Annotated in this window: 18 protein-coding genes; 3 read left to right on the forward strand and 15 right to left on the reverse strand. The window is 39.1% G+C overall.

The annotated features are described in order from the left end of the window. Positions 1-62: 62 nt before the first annotated feature. Together FXW34_RS03620 and FXW34_RS03625 are read right to left on the reverse strand one after the other, a co-directional pair. On the reverse strand, positions 63-311 hold the full coding sequence (locus FXW34_RS03620; protein ID WP_147532614.1) for a hypothetical protein: 249 nt from the start codon (positions 309-311) through the stop codon (positions 63-65). Between the two features lie 128 nt (positions 312-439). Continuing rightward, positions 440-1,120, reverse strand: coding sequence for a metal-dependent hydrolase (locus FXW34_RS03625; RefSeq protein ID WP_147532615.1), 681 nt, complete (start codon positions 1,118-1,120; stop codon positions 440-442). A 171-nt stretch (positions 1,121-1,291) separates the two neighbouring features. Here FXW34_RS03625 and FXW34_RS03630 point away from each other — a divergent pair, with 171 nt between their 5' ends. Beyond that, the gene (locus FXW34_RS03630) at positions 1,292-2,380 is read left to right on the forward strand and encodes a M24 family metallopeptidase (protein WP_147532616.1); all 1,089 of its coding nucleotides are present in this window, start codon (positions 1,292-1,294) and stop codon (positions 2,378-2,380) included. 270 nt (positions 2,381-2,650) lie between these two features. Here the strand turns inward: FXW34_RS03630 and ald are convergent, their stop codons facing one another. Together ald and FXW34_RS22800 are read right to left on the reverse strand one after the other, a co-directional pair. Beyond that, positions 2,651-3,763, reverse strand: coding sequence for an alanine dehydrogenase (gene ald, locus FXW34_RS03635; protein WP_147532617.1), 1,113 nt, complete (start codon positions 3,761-3,763; stop codon positions 2,651-2,653). Positions 3,764-3,872: 109 nt separating this feature from the next. Further along, complete coding sequence (locus FXW34_RS22800) at positions 3,873-4,031, reverse strand: hypothetical protein (RefSeq protein ID WP_187118821.1); 159 nt, start codon at positions 4,029-4,031, stop codon at positions 3,873-3,875. A 114-nt stretch (positions 4,032-4,145) separates the two neighbouring features. Between FXW34_RS22800 and FXW34_RS03640 the strand changes: the two genes are divergently transcribed. Next, complete coding sequence (locus FXW34_RS03640; RefSeq protein WP_147532618.1) at positions 4,146-4,595, forward strand: universal stress protein; 450 nt, start codon at positions 4,146-4,148, stop codon at positions 4,593-4,595. A 53-nt stretch (positions 4,596-4,648) separates the two neighbouring features. Here the strand turns inward: FXW34_RS03640 and argH are convergent, their stop codons facing one another. Continuing rightward, entirely contained in the window at positions 4,649-6,025 is a 1,377-nt protein-coding gene (gene argH / locus FXW34_RS03645; RefSeq protein ID WP_147532619.1) for an argininosuccinate lyase, read from the reverse strand. Next, positions 6,022-7,227 (reverse strand): argininosuccinate synthase, encoded by a 1,206-nt coding sequence (locus FXW34_RS03650; protein ID WP_147532620.1) that lies wholly within the window; start codon positions 7,225-7,227, stop codon positions 6,022-6,024. Before FXW34_RS03650 ends, argH begins: the two co-directional genes overlap by 4 nt. A 279-nt stretch (positions 7,228-7,506) precedes the next feature. Here FXW34_RS03650 and FXW34_RS03655 point away from each other — a divergent pair, with 279 nt between their 5' ends. Further along, positions 7,507-7,827, forward strand: a complete 321-nt coding sequence (locus FXW34_RS03655; RefSeq protein WP_147532621.1) for a hypothetical protein — start codon at positions 7,507-7,509, stop codon at positions 7,825-7,827. A 119-nt stretch (positions 7,828-7,946) separates the two neighbouring features. On the opposite strand, the gene FXW34_RS03660 is transcribed toward FXW34_RS03655, so the two are convergent. From FXW34_RS03660 to sppA, 9 genes are all read right to left on the reverse strand, one after another. Beyond that, on the reverse strand, positions 7,947-8,465 hold the full coding sequence (locus FXW34_RS03660; RefSeq protein ID WP_147532622.1) for a MogA/MoaB family molybdenum cofactor biosynthesis protein: 519 nt from the start codon (positions 8,463-8,465) through the stop codon (positions 7,947-7,949). Then, entirely contained in the window at positions 8,462-9,307 is an 846-nt protein-coding gene (locus FXW34_RS03665; RefSeq protein WP_147532623.1) for an EcsC family protein, read from the reverse strand. The genes FXW34_RS03660 and FXW34_RS03665 overlap by 4 nt, the downstream gene beginning before the upstream one ends. A 98-nt stretch (positions 9,308-9,405) precedes the next feature. Then, on the reverse strand, positions 9,406-10,611 hold the full coding sequence (locus FXW34_RS03670) for an acetate kinase (protein WP_147532624.1): 1,206 nt from the start codon (positions 10,609-10,611) through the stop codon (positions 9,406-9,408). Positions 10,612-10,872: 261 nt separating this feature from the next. Beyond that, positions 10,873-11,859: a class I SAM-dependent methyltransferase gene (locus FXW34_RS03675; RefSeq protein ID WP_147532625.1), complete on the reverse strand. Its 987-nt coding sequence runs from the start codon at positions 11,857-11,859 to the stop codon at positions 10,873-10,875. Between the two features lie 123 nt (positions 11,860-11,982). Then, entirely contained in the window at positions 11,983-12,483 is a 501-nt protein-coding gene (gene tpx, locus FXW34_RS03680) for a thiol peroxidase (RefSeq protein ID WP_147532626.1), read from the reverse strand. 291 nt (positions 12,484-12,774) lie between these two features. Beyond that, positions 12,775-13,275, reverse strand: a complete 501-nt coding sequence (gene ytfJ / locus FXW34_RS03685) for a GerW family sporulation protein (protein ID WP_147532627.1) — start codon at positions 13,273-13,275, stop codon at positions 12,775-12,777. Between the two features lie 17 nt (positions 13,276-13,292). After that, positions 13,293-13,994 (reverse strand): DUF2953 domain-containing protein, encoded by a 702-nt coding sequence (locus FXW34_RS03690; protein ID WP_246140839.1) that lies wholly within the window; start codon positions 13,992-13,994, stop codon positions 13,293-13,295. 72 nt (positions 13,995-14,066) lie between these two features. After that, positions 14,067-14,576 (reverse strand): RDD family protein, encoded by a 510-nt coding sequence (locus FXW34_RS03695; RefSeq protein ID WP_187118822.1) that lies wholly within the window; start codon positions 14,574-14,576, stop codon positions 14,067-14,069. A 14-nt stretch (positions 14,577-14,590) separates the two neighbouring features. Continuing rightward, complete coding sequence (gene sppA / locus FXW34_RS03700; protein ID WP_147532629.1) at positions 14,591-15,601, reverse strand: signal peptide peptidase SppA; 1,011 nt, start codon at positions 15,599-15,601, stop codon at positions 14,591-14,593. Positions 15,602-15,644: the final 43 nt, after the last annotated feature.

Below are 15,644 nucleotides of genomic sequence, written 5' to 3' on the forward strand. Positions count from 1 at the left end.
ATTCTTTATTATAAAGTGAATGTTGGCTGTATTCAATTTTATATATTGATGAACTGGCAGAACTACCCGTGAAATGAACGAACTTTCTTTTTTTGTCGTTTTTTTGGATAGGAACCACTGTCATATTTTTGCGGTTTGGATGAGTAAAGCACCCCTGTCAGATTTCCGGCCATCACCATCAACGCAAATAATAGCCATGTAATGGCGAATATCCCCTCAGCGCCTGCTTCAAAAACCTGCAATTTTGGACCAGCATAATAAATCATCCAACCACATAGCAGCATACATAAAATATATCGATTTCGCTTCACGTCTCCATCCTCCCTTTAATAAGCTTGTTTCATTTTATGCTTAAAGGTTAGAAAAAAGTCATCAACATGGTGCAATTTCACATTGCAAAAATGCGGTTGGATGATAATTGAGAGGTTTCAGTACTCTGCTAGAGTTCAATACTTTCGCCTGGTTGGAGGATGATTCCTTGATTATTTTTCAGCAAATTGACAAAATCCTGTGGATCTTGAACAATTGGTGGAAAAGTATTGAAATGAATTGGCACAACCTTTTTCGCCTGTAAAAACTCCGCAGCAAGTGCAGCATCTTCAGGTCCCATCGTAAAATTATCACCGATAGGCAAAAACGCTAAATCAATTGGGTGCCGTTCGCCAATTAATTTCATATCAGAAAATAAGCCTGTATCACCAGCGTGATAAATGGTTTTTCCTTCAGCTGTGATAAGCACTCCTGCTGGCATACCTAAATAAATTAATTGGTTATCACCCGTCTCTAGCCCGGTACCATGGAGAGCTGGTGTTAATTTTACTTTACCAAAATCAAACTGATAGGATCCGCCGATTGACATCCCATGAGCTTCAACCCCTTGCCAGCCCAAATAGGTTGCCAATTCAAAATTACCAATAACCAACGACTTATTACGCTTCGCGAGTTCGACTGTATCACCAAGGTGATCGCCATGTCCATGTGTCACGATAATGACATCCGGCTTCTCCTCTAGAGCATCCAAATCCGTTAATGGGTTTCCTGAAATAAATGGATCAATTAATATCACTTTATCCTTTAATTCAATTTTGACAACAGAATGTCCATGATAAGATACTTTCATTTTTCCATCTCCTTTAAATTACATTAATATTACATTTCCATATTAATCGTTTTTTTCCTTTTTATACTTTCCGACTTTTTTTATAGGAATTTACTTTTTGTTTGTTTGTTGCTAATCTGAAAGGTGGGTAAACAAATACATGATGGTTTTAAGGCATAAGGAGGCTTTACTTTGAAATTAAATGAAGTGTCACAATGGTTAAAGGAACAAGGTGCCGAGGTCTGCTTTCTCACCTCAAGCGAAAACGTCTTTTATTTAAGCGGATTTTTCAGCGATCCTCATGAACGTTTATTAGGGTTAGCCATATTCCAGGATGCTGAGCCTTTTTTAATTTGTCCCGGAATGGAAGTCAATGAAGCGCGAAATGCTGGCTGGCCATACGAAATTATCGGCTACAGCGATATTGAACAGCCCTGGGAATTAGTACATAGTGCCATCAAGAAACGGATAGATTCTGTTTCTGCGTTAGCGATAGAAAAAGAGCATATGAATGTTGAGCGTTACGAAACAGTGACTGCTATATTTGAAGGTGCTAAATTTGTTTCTGCTGAGGAAAAGCTTCGTCAGCTTAGAATGATTAAGAGCGATGCTGAGATTTCCAAGCTTCGTCAGGCCGGGGAGCTTGCGGATTTCGCCATTCAAATCGGAATGGAAGAAATTTCGGAAGGTAAAACAGAGCTCGAGGTTCTTGCAGCGATTGAGTACGCCTTAAAGAAAAAAGGCGTCTCCCAGATGTCGTTCTCGACGATGGTGTTAACCGGAACGAATGCCGCCGCACCACATGGAACACCAGGTAATACTAAAATCCAAAAGGGTGACCTCGTACTGTTTGATTTAGGCGTGGTCGTAGATGGATATTGCTCCGATATCACAAGAACAATCGCCTATGGTGACATCAATGACAAACAAAGGGAAATATACGAAACGGTCCTTGCCGGTCAGCTTGCAGCCATTCAAGCAATTAAGCCTGGAGTTGCTTGTTCTACGTTAGATTTAACCGCTCGCAACATCATATCAGGTGCTGGCTACGGAGAATACTTTCCACATCGTTTAGGGCATGGACTGGGGATTAGTATCCATGAATATCCTTCTGTGACGGAGAAAAACCCGTTGGCGCTTCAGGAAGGTATGGTATTTACGGTTGAACCGGGAATCTATGTACCTGATGTTGCCGGAGTTCGGATTGAGGATGATGTCCTCGTGACCGCTAACGGTTATGAGCTATTAACGAAATTCCCGAAGGAGCTGCAGCGGGTATAGCATGTTGTAGTTGAAGAGGCACTTAGATAATTAGTGGGATGCGTTAAGTACCCTGTTTTTCGAAAAAATAGTAAATGAAGGCACTTAGCCGACTTTAACTACCCTAGATTTTTTTAAAATCGAAAAATTAGGGCACTTACACTGCTGTTTACTACCTTATTATTTTGGATCTAGAAAAATTAGGCACTTAACCTTCTATATTAAAAAGGTTAGTGCCTCTTTTTACCAGATTAACTGAATAAAGGGAACAAAACATCCAAAAAGAACAATCTATAAGAGCGGCTCTGCATCACAATAAGGATATTGAAGCGCCTCAGCTACGGCCTTATAGGTCACACATCCCTTAAGGGTGTTAATCCCCTTCAGCAATGCCGGATTTTCCGTGCATGCCTTTTTATAGCCCTTATTAGCAATCTGCAAAGCATATGGCACTGTAACGTTAGTTAAGGCAATTGTCGACGTTCTAGGCACGGCACCAGGCATATTGGCCACCGCATAATGAACAACACCATACTTCTCATAGGTCGGCTGCTCATGAGTGGTAACGCGATCTGTCGTCGCAAAAATTCCACCTTGATCAATCGCGATATCAACCACAACCGAACCCGAGCTCATCCTTTGAATCATTTCCTCACTAACTAGCTTTGGGGCCTTTGCTCCAGGAATCAGTACGGCCCCAATCACCAAGTCTGATTTTGCTACTGCTTCGGCAATATTAAAAGGGTTTGAGATTAGCGTAGATACATTATGACCAAACATGTCGTCAAGCTGACGCAGCCGCTCTGGATTCAGATCAATTATGGTTACCTTCGCTCCTAAGCCAATGGCCACTTTGGCTGCATTAGTGCCAGCCACACCCCCGCCAATAATCGTCACTTCGCCACGGGACACACCGGGCACTCCTGACAAGAGAATCCCTTTCCCACCATTAACCTTTTCTAGAAATTGTGCTCCTACTTGAGGGGCCATCCGACCAGCCACTTCACTCATCGGTGTTAATAGCGGCAAGGAACCATTTGGTAGTTGAACGGTTTCATAGGCAATACCGATTACCTTATGGTCGACTAAAGCTTTTGTTAGCTCCGGTTCTGGTGCTAAATGCAAATAGGTAAATAAAATCAAATCCTCACGAAAATAGCCATACTCACTAGGAAGCGGTTCCTTGACCTTCATCACCATTTCGGCCGCCCACGCCTCAGCGCTACTTACAACAATGGTTGCGCCAACCTTAACATAGTCGTCATTCGTAAAGCCCGAGCCAATCCCTGCATTATTTTCCACCAAGATTTCATGACCATTTTTCCTTAGGTTCATCACTCCAGCTGGCGTAATGGCAACTCGATTTTCATTGTTTTTGATTTCTTTAGGTATCCCAATCCGCAACCCCAAAACCTCCCAACAATGTACTTACCTTTATCTTAACATTGTTTGCCAAACAGCAAAAATATGATAAAAAAGACTGCCAATGTCGGCAGCCAAATTAAAGGATTAGTTAAAGTAATGAATCTGTATCAGTTGCTTGGGTTGGCTCGGATGAATATTGATTAATAAAACCACTGCTATAAGCATCCATGATTTGGTCGCTAACTTGCTTCGTTCCTTGTTCATCGTAGAAATAAGTGTACTGCGGATTCTCTAGTGGCTTTTTCAAGCTACCACTCCCCTCTCATTGCGCATTATTGCGACAATAATAGTGTTCTTCCAAGAGAAACTTATATACTAGCCAGTTAAATATTGTATAATATAAGTGAAGGAGGAGAGGAAAATGACATTAAAATATAAAAAAATCTTAGTAGCAGTTGATGGTTCAAAAGAAGCAGAATGGGCGTTTAAAAAAGCCATTGAAGTTGCCAAAAGAAATAATGCCACACTTTTGTTAACGCATATTATTGATACACGTACTTTCGCAACTGTCGAAGCTTACGACAGAGCAATTGCTGAAAGAGCGGACTCTTTCGCAGCAGAATTAATGCAAAACTATCAAAAGCAGGCTATTGATGCAGGCATTAAAGATGTGGATTATATTGTAGATTATGGCTCTCCGAAAGTGAAAATCCCTAAAGATATTGCCAATAATAACGGTGTAGATTTAATCATGTGTGGTGCGACTGGTTTAAACGCTGTTGAAAGATTCTTTATCGGCAGTGTATCTGAACATATCACTCGGTATGCAAACTGTGACGTTCTCGTCGTTCGTACACCAGAAGTTGAGTAATAAAATACTTACAAAAAGAGGTTGACCAATGGTCAACCTCTTTTCATATTAGTTTAGTTTTCCAAGCATTGCTTTGCTTTTTCAAGCGCCAGCTTCACTTGTTTAAATCCTGTTCCACCTGCACTATTACGGCGTTCAACGGCAGTATATGGCTCGAGGGCATGATAAATGTCCTCTTCAAATAAAGAGTTTGCTGCTTTATACTCATCAAGAGATAGGTCAGCTAGGTAACAACCTTTATTCACACAAGTAAGCACAAGTTTTCCAACTACTTCATGCGCTTCTCTAAATGGCAAACCTTTTTCAGCTAAATAATCCGCTAGCTCTGTTGCATTTGAGAAATCATTTTTTGTAGCCTTCGTCATTTCATCTGTGCGCACCTTCATTGTGCGAATCATACCAGCAAAGATTTTCAGTGAACCGGTAACAGTCTTAACTGTATCAAACATGCCTTCCTTATCCTCTTGCATATCCTTGTTATAAGCAAGTGGTAAGCCTTTTAATACAGTTAATAAGCCGACTAAGTTCCCATATACACGTCCTGTTTTACCACGGATGAGTTCCGCCATATCAGGGTTTTTCTTTTGCGGCATAATGCTAGAGCCTGTAGAAAAGCTATCATCTAATTCAATAAAACGGAATTCTTGGCTAGACCAAAGGATGATTTCTTCACTTAATCGAGATAAGTGCATCATCAAAATCGAGCTTGAAGATAAGAATTCCAGAATAAAATCACGATCACTAACCGCATCAAGGCTGTTTTCGTAGATTCCATCAAATTCTAATAATTCCGCACTGTAGTGACGATTGATTGGGAAGGTTGTTCCCGCCAATGCACCCGCACCAAGTGGTGAAATATTCGTTCTGTTTAAGTTTTGCGTGTAACGTTCCTTGTCTCTTTCTAGCATCCAGAAATAAGCTAGAAGATGGTGAGCAAAAGAAATAGGCTGAGCACGTTGAAGGTGTGTGTATCCTGGCATGATGGTTTCAACATGTTTTTCAGCTTGCTCAACTAATGTAGATTGCAATTCCTCGATTAATTCAATAATAAGGCCAAGCTGATTACGCAAATATAAATGCATATCTGTTGCGACTTGGTCATTACGACTTCTACCTGTATGTAATTTCCCACCAACAGGTCCGATTTTTTCAGTTAAGAAGCTTTCATTGTTAAGATGAATATCCTCGAGCTTTACGGAAAAAGGAAGCTTGTTTTGCTTTGCTTCTTCCTTTAATTCCTGCAGTCCTTTTTTAATCATCTCTCCCTCTTCAGGAGAGATGATTCCACATTTTGCAAGCATCGTAACATGGGCGATACTACCTTCTAAATCCTCAAACACTAATTGCTTATCAAAAGAAATGGAAGCGCCGAATTCATCTACCCATTCTTCTGCAGATTTTGTAAAACGTCCGCCCCAAAGCTTTTTCACACTGTCACCTTCTTGTTTTGTTCCATTGATTGAACTTTTGTTGGTAGACCAAATAATTTGATGAATCCAACAGCTGCATCATGATCAAAATTATCTTCAGTTGTATAAGTTGCTAATTTCTCATCATATAAAGAATATGGTGATTTTCTTCCTTCAACAATCGCATGGCCTTTGAACAATTTTACACGAACTGTTCCAGTCACGAATTTTTGTGTTTCTTTTAAGAACGCTTTAAGCGCATCAGTTAGTGGTGAGAACCATAAACCGTTATAGATTACTTCGGAAAGCTTTTGTGAAATGATTGGTTTGAAATGAGCTACTTCTTTAACAAGAGTTAAATCTTCAAGCTCTTTGTGCGCTTTAAGTAAAGTTAATGCACCTGGGATTTCATATACTTCACGAGATTTAATCCCAACAAGTCTGTTTTCAACATGGTCGATACGGCCAATACCATGCTTACCAGCAAGCTCGTTTAATTTTAGAATGATTTCAGAAACTAGCATTGATTCACCATTTAATGTTACTGGCACACCTTGCTCGAAACCGATTTCGATTACATCAGGAGTGTCAGGAGCATTTTCAAGGCTTACAGTTAAATCATAAGCATCTTCTGGCGGTGCAGCCCATGGGTCTTCTAAGATTCCACACTCATTTGCACGTCCCCATAGGTTTTGGTCAATTGAGTATGGGCTATCTAAGTTAATCGGTACAGGAATACCGTGTTGTTTTGCATATTCAATTTCTTCTTCACGAGACCATTTCCATTCACGAACTGGTGCAAGAACTTCTAAATCTGGATTTAATGCAGAGAATGATACTTCAAAACGAACTTGGTCGTTTCCTTTACCAGTACAACCGTGTGCTACGGCAACTGCTCCTTCTTTTTCTGCGATTTCAACTAATTTTTTAGAAATTAATGGACGAGATAATGCAGAAACTAGTGGATATTTTTGCTCGTAATATGCTTGGGCTTGAAGTGCTACTAAAGCGAAATCTCTTGCAAATTCTTCTTTAGCATCAATAACATAGGATTCAATTGCCCCCATATCCTTTGCTTTCTTTTGAATAAAATCAAGATCTTTTCCTTCACCGACATCAAGACAGCAGGCTACAACATCATAACCCTTTTCCATTAACCATTTTATTGCTACAGATGTATCTAAACCACCGGAGTATGCTAGAACTAATTTTGGCTTGCTCATTAATTTGTTCCTCCATTCTATTGTATAAACATTCAAGTTTTTTAATTTTTATTCAACATGTATACACTTTAGCAATTTTTCTTGGAAATTTCAAGCGCTATTCTACAAATCTCGCAAAAAATGTTTTCGTGATGAATGTCACAAAACTGTCAATGGCGAAGACCGCTAATTTGTTGTAAAATTAAGACAATAAAAGAAAAGCAGATGGTACTTAACTTTCGTCAAAAACAAACGACGAACCAAGGAAGCCTGAAGCTAAACAAAAGGAGGAGTTATAATATGGAAGGCTATTTTTTCCACGATAATCGCTTAGGAATTCCGGTACCTTCCTTGGAAAAGGATTGGGATGAGTACAACATGATGACACAGGAAGAAATTCTGTTTCACTGGGAAAATATTCGAGGTCAAATTCCAGACCGAATCTCGTCCTTAGAAAAGGAAATAGACAGGAAGCTTACTCAGCTTGCAGATGAAAATGATTTTATGAAATCCTGTCGCTTAAATAATGAAATTGCTGAACTTGCCTCTGTTATTAATGATTTGTGGATCTGGTATCGTACATCTGATGAAACTACAAATGAATATAAATTAGATCAGTAATCACCTCTTCTAAAGTTCTCCACTTAGGTGGCCATCTCGATCTTCCATGTCGATATTCCATAGTTCTTATGATTAAGGGGATGACTCCATTAATGAGTCATCCTTTTAATTATGTACAATTATTTATGTAAATCTTTTTTTAGCTCGCCAACGACATGGCCTAATTCCGGTAATATCAATTTATTCATTGCGAGGCGAACCGCTCCTGTTGATCCAGGCGTTGAAAATACGACTTTATTATTAACGACGCCTGCAACAGCACGTGACATAATGGCTGCTGATCCGATATCTTCCTGGTAACTCAGCAGGCGAAATATTTCTCCGAAGCCCGAGATTTCTTTTTCAAACAGAGCTCGCACGGTTTCAATCGTTACATCGCGTAATGCAATTCCCGTACCCCCATTTGTCAAAATTGCATCTATCTCTGAGTTTTCACAGCCGGATAAAACCGCTGCCGAAATTGCCGCACCCTCATCCTTGACTATCACATAATCAGCAATAATATGTCCAGCTTCAGTTAAGAGCTCCTTCATTAGCTTTCCGCTTTTATCACTTTCCTCTGTTCTTGTATCACTTACTGTAATGATTTTGCATTTCACACTTCGCGGTGCTGATTTTTTATGCTCTGCTTTACTCATTGAAGTGTATCCCCTCTTTTTTCAATTAAGTATCTCATTTGATAGTATTTGTGGGCAAAATCTGTCACCCGTCTTGTGAACAAATAGTTCGTACTAGCTCCAATACCAATAGAAACAACTGGTATGCCCTTCATTGTTTTCTTTTTAAACAATGAAATAACAAGTAATTTAAAAAGCTGCTTGATGGGTTGTTCAATCCAGCTAATATCAGTTATCTCCTCTTTTCCTTCATAAAAGTATTTCATTTGATTGTCATTGAGATCACTGAGAAGCTCTTCCCAGGCATTCGCCTGTAAGCGCGTTGGAAGTGAAGCAGCGTTAAACACTTTAAGTGATGTCATCATTTCGAATGGGGTATTGACCTCAATCCCGTAGGTCATCGCAATCAGTTGTACGGCCCGGAGATTAATGACGGCCATCGCTGGAATATCCGAACCTAGCAGCATAGCACCGCCTGTTCCTGACACCCCTCCCTGAAGCATTGAATAGAAACGGTGACGAGAAATTTGCTGTTCGGCAATATATTGAAGCTGTTCAATACTCAATTGTTGTAAATCTTCTATTTGAGTAATGTTAGGATTAAAAATGCGCCCAGATAAAATAATTCTTTCCTTCGCATCCACTTGTAGCTGAGCACCTTGAATCATCGCATGGAGATGAAATAGCCAGCTGTCGAGAACGGTAAAAAATTGGTCTTGGACATCCTCTGGTAACAATAAAAAAGCCCGTTCAATATATTTATCAAACGTTAATTCAAAATCATTCGGTTGATATTGTTCGAGCTGATTTCTCCATTCAACTATTGTTTGTAATATCTTTTCTTCGTATTCGGTAAGGCTCACGTACATCCCTCCCCATTAACGTGTAGGTAAATAAAGTATAACATATCCATTTTATCTAATAAAAAAAACTGCCGAGGTTTCTCGGCAGTTTTGTATGTTTAGACAGTTTGTAATGTGCCGTTTGCAAGACGGACTACGTCGCGGGCAATCATTACTTCTTCATTTGTTGGTACAATTAGAACCTTTACAGGTGAATGTGGATAGTTGATGAACGCTTCTTGACCACGGACCTTATTTAATGAAGGATCCCAATATACGCCCATAAACTCTAGGCCTTGAAGAACACGTGCGCGAATGGCTTCACTGTTTTCACCGATACCAGCGGTAAAAATAATCGCATCGACACCATTCATCCGTGCTGCATATGAACCGATGTATTTGTGAATTCTGTTTCCAAATACTTCTAGAGCTAGCTCTGCGCGATCATTTCCTTTTTCAGCTTCCTCTTCAATATCGCGAAGGTCGCTTGAGAATCCGGAGACTCCTAGCATACCGCTTTCTTTATTCAAAACATCTAATACTTCATCAGCAGTTTTTCCTGTTTTCTCCATAATATATGGAATTAACGCTGGGTCAATATTTCCTGAACGTGTTCCCATTGTAACACCAGCAAGAGGTGTAAAGCCCATAGAGGTATCAATCGACTTCCCGCCTTCGATTGCTGCAATACTTGCTCCATTTCCTAGGTGACAGGAAATTAAGCGTAAGTTCTCAACTGGTCGACCCAGTAATTCAGCAGTACGTTCTGAAACATATTTATGTGAAGTACCGTGGAAACCATATTTACGGATTCCGAAGTTTTCATAATATGCATAAGGTAAGCTATATAAAAATGAGCTTTCCGGCATCGTTTGATGGAAGGCTGTGTCAAATACTGCGATAGCTGGTACATTCGGTAATACATTAGCAAACGCCTTAATACCAGTAATATTTGCTGGATTATGAAGCGGAGCTAATTCAGATAGAGCTTCAATTTTTTGTAGCACTTCTTCATTGATTAAAACTGAATCATTAAATTCTTCCCCACCATGCACAACGCGATGACCGACACCCTCAATTTCATCTAAAGATTGGATAATCCCTAACTCAGTCAATTTCTTCACTAACAGCTCTACTGCAACTTCATGATTAGGAATATCTGTTACTTCTTTTATTTTATCCCCATTTACGGTAATATTAAAAATCCCATCAGTTAGGCCAATCCGTTCGATTAACCCTTTTGTAATTACATGTTCACTCGGCATATCAAACAATTGAAACTTTAACGAAGAACTCCCTGCATTAATTGCGATAATTTTTGCCATAAATCTTCCGCTCCTTTTTCTTTGTGCCACATCTAGGGTGATACCGAAAACGTGTACATTTTTTATTTTGCACAGTAACTCTAAATATCTCTCTCTTATTTCATCATTAAATCATTGGCAATTAGTCTAATCAAGTTATTTTTTATTATGATAACGTTTTCATTCCAAAGTAAATATATTCGAAATAAGTGATTATTTTTATTTTTCTGAAATAACTTTACAGAGCCAGGCGAAGCGAACCAACGACTGGCAATACTGGTATTATTTGTTTTCCTTTAGCCATAAATCTATTTGTGCAAAAATACTTTCAACGGCTTGCATATTTGATAATGAAGGCATGTTAACTAAAAGTGCTTGCTTAGGCGCCAGAACACCTTCAGCCTTCTTTTGTAGTATTAATATGCTTTTAGCAGCTTGTTTCGATTTAAAAATTGAAAGTGGCAATTGAAGAATTCCTTGAATATTAGTGTTCTCCTTCAGAAGCTGGTGGAGCTTTGCTGCTTGCTCACTTTCAAATAAGCCATTCGGAATGATGAAAAATAGATATCCTCCATCCTTTGTATGCTGAACACTTTGTTCAATCAAAAGGTGGTGAGCATAAGTATGTCCTTGATCTGCTTTAACTGCAAATTCAGCAGCTCGCTCGTCTATAGGATAATAACCTACTGGTAAATCGCAGATTACAACGTCTACAGGATCAACATATAGTGGCGCAATACTATCTTGATTATAAAATTCGATAGAATGCTGCTGTAAGTTGGCATTCACAAAGGCTAATCGAATTAATAATTCATCCACCTCAATACCGGTTGCATCTATTTCTTTACCCTGAAGTTGATTAATCACAGTTGCCAATAAGTTGCCCGTTCCAACAGCTGGATCTAACAGTGTAAGGGCTTTGTTTGTTACAAATTTGCTAACCAAATATCCCATCAGCATTCCAATTGCATCTGGTGTCATTTGATGGTTAGCCTGTACACTGTCCTTCATTCCTTTTAATATGACCAATTGATATGCTTTTCTAATTTCTTCTTTTTGGTATTTTGTCAGATGCACTTGACTGTATAGCTTTTCAAGGCGTTTTTTATTTATTTCGCTCATATTTTCCTGAAGGATCGTCCCCTGGAATAAATTTTCGCCTGTTTCCGCAAGTGCTTCTAAATACGTACATGATATCTCTTCTTGTATTATAAGAGCTGTTTCATTAATGAATGTAAAGAGCTCTTCCACCGGCGATATTTTTACCATTACTTTCCTCCTAATTTATCCTATTTCCCTATTTTACCGAGCAATTGTACTAATCTCAAGCATATTTCTACAAATTCAGACAAAAAAATAAGCCCTACGAATAGGACTTATTGGGTTTAATCATTATTTTGCTTGTTTAGCGGCTTCAATTGCTGCTTCATAATTAGGATGATTTGTTGCTTCACTTACGTATTCTGCGTATGTAACAACATCATTTGAATCAATTACGAATACGGCACGAGCTAGTAGACGTAATTCTTGGATTGCCACTCCAAACGCTTCACCGAAAGAAAGGTCACGGTGGTCAGAAACTGTTTGAACCTTGTCAATTCCTGCTGCACCACACCAACGTTTTTGCGCAAATGGTAGGTCAACACTTACTGTTAAAATTTGTACATTATCTAAGTTAGCCGCTTCTTCGTTGAAACGACGAGTTTGTTGGTCACAAACGCCAGTATCTAAAGAAGGTACAACACTAATAAGACGTACGCTTCCTTTTGAATTATCCAATGATACAGGAGATAAATCATTTGCCAAAACTGTAAAATTCGGCGCTTTGTCTCCTACTTTTACTTCTTGTCCTAACAATGTAACTGGGTTACCTTTAAATGTAATTGATGCCATTATTATTTCCTCCTCATTTATTACAACGCTCATAGTGTTAATCATAACTTCAAATAATTATTTTTTCAAATAATAAGACTTATTAGAAAAGCGGAAGCGGCTTGCCCAGGGGCGACAGGCACAAGACGAGCTGGCTAAAAGGTCGTTCTTTGACCTTTTGGACGGATTGGCTTGTGACCCCGAGCCCCTAGCCGCTGGAGCTAGACAAGAAAAGCGGAAGCGGCTTGCTCAGGGGCGACAGGCACAAATGATTCGCGACAAAATAAAACTCGCCCTCGGGCGAGTTATTTACTAGATCTCTTGCTTTTGACCATTTCCACTACTGTCATTATTATTTTTATCTTGATTTGATTGATTATTTTGATCCTTCTTATTCATCATCTGTTGAATTTTATCAACAGCCTGCGGAGCCAGGTCGAGGATTTTTTCATACAGATGAGTATTCTCGTCGAGATGGAGCATCTTCACACCATTAGAACTAACAATTAAAAAGGCAATCGGTGTGATTGAAACACCTCCACCACTACCACCACCAAATGGGTGCTTAGGTCCACCTTGGCCTTTTTCTTTATCTGAACCGGAGCCGCCATTTCCTCCACTGCCACCATTACCGGAATCAATAATAAACTCACTACCACCTGCAGCAAAACCAAAGCCAACCTTTGACACGGTTAAAATCACGCTACCATCTGGCGTTTCAACAGGGTCACCGATAATCGTATTGACATCAATCATTTCCTTCAAATTTTCCATTGCTGTCGTCATAAGTCCTTGGATTGGGTGATCAGACATTCATTTTTCCTCCTAATCTACACGCTTTTTGATTTATCCTTCGAAAATATCTTCAAGTGATTGGACTGGAATTTTGGGCGTCCGCCCTTCCAGTATTTCACTAGTTTAATACCTGCCAACATAGCATACCCGATTCGAAATTGAATCATACATTGAAAATGGGTTTCCGAAACAGGACGAAGAAAGCTCGGAGAAATCGAAAGCTTTGGCATCTCCTTAATTCGCATATAAAGACTTAACAAGCCTAACAAACTACCTTTAACCGACCAAAGGGCTCCCGTAAGCGTACCCGTGGTGGCCGCATCTCCAACTCCTACTACTGAATGCCATTGAATATCATTTATTGAGACCTTACGAAGAAAGTTACGAATAATTTTGTGCATCGATACAACATGTTTGATCAATGTTTCTAAATCTTTAATACCATGCATTAAATCATTAGCTGTGAATTTTTTCTTTTTCTGTTCAGGCTCAGCTTGTTCACCAGTCTGCGTTTTCTGTTTATAAACAATCGCAGCAGAATCATCATCAATTTTTATAACCGGAATAGAAATTTTATATGTTATAAGTCCAAACCAAATTTTTAATTTCACATTTAACCGATCATCATCTTGTCGGTGATGGTAATTTATTAAAATGGTTAATTTTGTGATGATGATTAGGACAATTACGAGTAAAAGAACGATAAGACAAAGAGCTAACCATTTCAATAATTTCACGACCTTTCAGCCTCCCATTATTGGCTTAAACACAAAAAAATAAACCTGCTGAACTTCAGCAGGTCAAAAAAACTAATTTTTATAAATGACAGTTGTATCGACAAATAAATCATGAATTCCTTGTTTTTTCGGAAGGAATGCCACAATGATATATAAGATAAAAATCGTAACAGATATGTAACGCCCAATGAACTCACGAAATATTACTGTACTCCACGTTAGAGGGGAGCCATCTAAATTCACCACTTTTAAACCAAATACCATTTTCCCAAGCGTTTGTCCAAAGTATTTAGTCATCAACACAAAATACGCATAAAACGTAATGGCTGTAGCAATTGAAATCGGCGCTAGCACACCCGAATCGTATAAGGAAATATCCATTCCCCGAAAAATCGGGTTAATGATAATACGATTAATGCTCCCAATGACAATTAAATCCATTAAATAGGCCCAAAATCTCATCCAAAATCCAGCAAACCGAATTGGTAGCACTCCGATAGGAAAAGAATCATAAGCTGGGGATAGATTCTCTACAGAATGTTCCGTTGTATCAATCTGATTATTTGAGTAATCATTTTCCATTTTCATCCCCCTCCCTATTTAGCATATAAATACATGAGTCTTGGGGAATTTGGTTGTGATAGCAGTTTCATCAATCCCGCCATTTCAGCATCCTTACCAATTAGCTTGTTAGCTCCCATATTTAAAAACGACTCAAAGCCAAAATAGTCGGTTAGCTGAACTACTTGGGCACCTTTTAGTTTATGGTCTGATTTCATCGCTCTAATAACATCATCAAAATAACCAAAATCATCGACTAGATTTAGCTCTTTAGCTTGCAGACCGTCATAAACCCGGCCATCTGCAATTTCCTTTACACGTTCGGTTGACATTTTTCGTCCATCTGCAATAACCTTAACAAAGCCTTCATATGAATTGTTAATCATATTCTGAAGGATTTGTCGTTCCTCCTCGGTCATTTCTCGACTTGGACTCATAATATCTTTATACGGACCACTTTTTATCGTTACAAAATCAACTCCGTACTTCTCTGCTAAACCAGCATAATTGACACTTTGCATAATAACACCTAGTGAGCCAGTCATCGTTTCTTTAGTAGCAAAGATTTTGTCAGCCGGTGTAGCAATGTAATAACCTCCCGATGCTGCTACCGATCCCATCGAAATATAGATGGGTTTTTTACTCTCTTTCTTTATTTCAACAAGCTTATCATGAATTTCAGCACTTTCCATAACACCGCCACCAGGGGAATTCACCCGAATTATGATTCCCTTGATTGCATCGCTTTCTGCTGCATAATCAAGCTTTTTCAAAAATAAACGATGATTATAGGTTGGACTTTGAAAGAAAGAGCTAACATCGCCAGTGTCTTGAATTACACCATTTACATCGAGCACGGCGATTTGCTTAAAAGCATCTCCTTCTTCAATGATTTCTTCTGTAAATGGCTCCTCAGCCATGGCAAAGAAATCCGCCAAACCTGTCTCAACATTGCTAAAAGCAAATGTACTTAGCACATTAATAATGACCGAAAATAAAAACAATCCAGCGGCAATCCCTAACGCTGCCCACCGTTTAGCATTCATGTAAAAACCTCCTCTACAACCTTCATTCCCTTAGTGTTTAGAA

This window comes from Bacillus marasmi (genome assembly GCF_902168435.1).
Lineage (GTDB): Bacteria > Bacillota > Bacilli > Bacillales > Cytobacillaceae > Bacillus_BU > Bacillus_BU marasmi.

Coding starts and splice junctions, on each gene's coding strand:
- FXW34_RS03625 (WP_147532615.1), bottom strand. CDS start 1,120: ATGAAAGTATCTTATCATGGACATTCTGTTGTCAAAATTGAATTAAAG.
- FXW34_RS03640 (WP_147532618.1), top strand. CDS start 4,146: ATGACATTAAAATATAAAAAAATCTTAGTAGCAGTTGATGGTTCAAAA.
- FXW34_RS03650 (WP_147532620.1), bottom strand. CDS start 7,227: ATGAGCAAGCCAAAATTAGTTCTAGCATACTCCGGTGGTTTAGATACA.
- FXW34_RS03655 (WP_147532621.1), top strand. CDS start 7,507: ATGGAAGGCTATTTTTTCCACGATAATCGCTTAGGAATTCCGGTACCT.
- FXW34_RS03660 (WP_147532622.1), bottom strand. CDS start 8,465: ATGAGTAAAGCAGAGCATAAAAAATCAGCACCGCGAAGTGTGAAATGC.
- FXW34_RS03670 (WP_147532624.1), bottom strand. CDS start 10,611: ATGGCAAAAATTATCGCAATTAATGCAGGGAGTTCTTCGTTAAAGTTT.
- FXW34_RS03675 (WP_147532625.1), bottom strand. CDS start 11,859: ATGGTAAAAATATCGCCGGTGGAAGAGCTCTTTACATTCATTAATGAA.
- tpx (WP_147532626.1), bottom strand. CDS start 12,483: ATGGCATCAATTACATTTAAAGGTAACCCAGTTACATTGTTAGGACAA.
- ytfJ (WP_147532627.1), bottom strand. CDS start 13,275: ATGTCTGATCACCCAATCCAAGGACTTATGACGACAGCAATGGAAAAT.
- FXW34_RS03695 (WP_187118822.1), bottom strand. CDS start 14,576: ATGGAAAATGATTACTCAAATAATCAGATTGATACAACGGAACATTCT.
- sppA (WP_147532629.1), bottom strand. CDS start 15,601: ATGAATGCTAAACGGTGGGCAGCGTTAGGGATTGCCGCTGGATTGTTT.